This is a genomic window from Microcystis sp. LEGE 08355 (assembly GCF_015207185.1).
Classification (GTDB): domain Bacteria; phylum Cyanobacteriota; class Cyanobacteriia; order Cyanobacteriales; family Microcystaceae; genus Microcystis; species Microcystis panniformis.
Genome location: NZ_JADEXI010000882.1, coordinates 1 through 1,340, shown reverse-complemented (window position 1 = coordinate 1,340; position 1,340 = coordinate 1). Strand labels below are relative to the sequence as shown.

Annotated in this window: 1 protein-coding gene; it reads right to left on the bottom strand. The window is 49.0% G+C overall.

The features are described from left to right. On the bottom strand, window positions 1-1,340 hold a 1,340-nt coding region (locus tag IQ242_RS24935), incomplete at both ends, for a CHAT domain-containing protein (RefSeq protein ID WP_193961806.1).

Here is a 1,340-nt window from a genome sequence, read left to right as displayed (position 1 = left end):
CTTGGTGACTGCCGAAGCGAATCTGTAAACCGGACTCTAGGGGAACTTCTTGGTTATGTACCTGTTTCCAGTGGCCATCTTGATAGATAAAAGTACCAAAACGGGAGAAATCTTCGAGAAAGTATTGATAGTCTGAATCATCGGGTTTTTTACGGCAAATGATCCGACAATGGTTTTTACTAACCCATTTTTCAGTAATCTGTAGATCATTTTCCATGTCCCGTCCTATATTCATGCCACCATCACGGATTGACCATTTTCTTTCGGGACGATCGAGATAGTATAAGAAAGCGGCGGGCATGGTTCCGGAGACATTGGGCATAACCGTCGGTGATTGAGTCTCATCAAGGGTTTGCAGCAATTGCCCGTCGAATTCTGGGTGCATATAGAGAATCGGCAAAGTCCAAGCGGGTTGATTGTACTTGTAGAGGGTTAATAATTGCTGCCTGGCGATGCGAACGGCCTGATCAATAGGGACTCTCGGACCGGGAAACAACTTGGACATCTGCGCTTCTTTGTCTTTGAACCCGAAGAGGGTGCGGGTAAAAACTTCGATAAAACTCAAGGCCTCTCGATCAGCGATCGCATCTCGCATGGCCAAAACTGCGGGAACGCCATGGTGAATCAAGACTTCCGCCAGACTGCTGCGGGGGCTCATCTCCTGACCCGATTTAGCGGGATAAGCACCCCAACAGGCATTAAAAACCGTTAAAATAACCTGATTTCTCACCAAAGCTTGGGCTAACTCCGTCCCGTTTAGCTGTTCCCCCGGCCGCAGAAATAGGGAACCGCCATTGGGGGCGGCGATTCCGTGGCCGGCGTAGAAAAAAGCTTGATATTTACCCGTATCCAAGGCCTTGGTCAGTTCTTCGGACCCCGGTCGAATTAAGGTATCGACTTTGACTTTCACTCCCAAATTCTGGAGGGAACCACTGCCCCCAGGGGAGATGGCCCGGATGAGATTGGCGGCCTCGGATTCCAGTGCCTGGTCGGAATTAGTTTCTCCACCGGTATTAATGGCGGTGAGGTTGAGGGAACTAGCGGTGGTTTTAATCTGTTTTTCGCCGATAACTAAGAGAATATTGAGACTATTACTCGATTTTATCGGTGGCAGTGGGTCCACATCGCTGGTGGTGCGGCTAAAGAGTATATTCGGATGCAGAGATATGGCCTGTTTACCCGCTTGCTGCATAATTTCCCAGGGCAGCAGAATTAAATAGGGGTTGCGACATTCCAAGCGAATTCGCAGGGGCTGATTTTTGCCGAGAGCGATTCCCTGACTTTGGGCGAAACTTTGACCAATTGATGCTTGAAATAACCATTGCCAGAGACTAATGCCT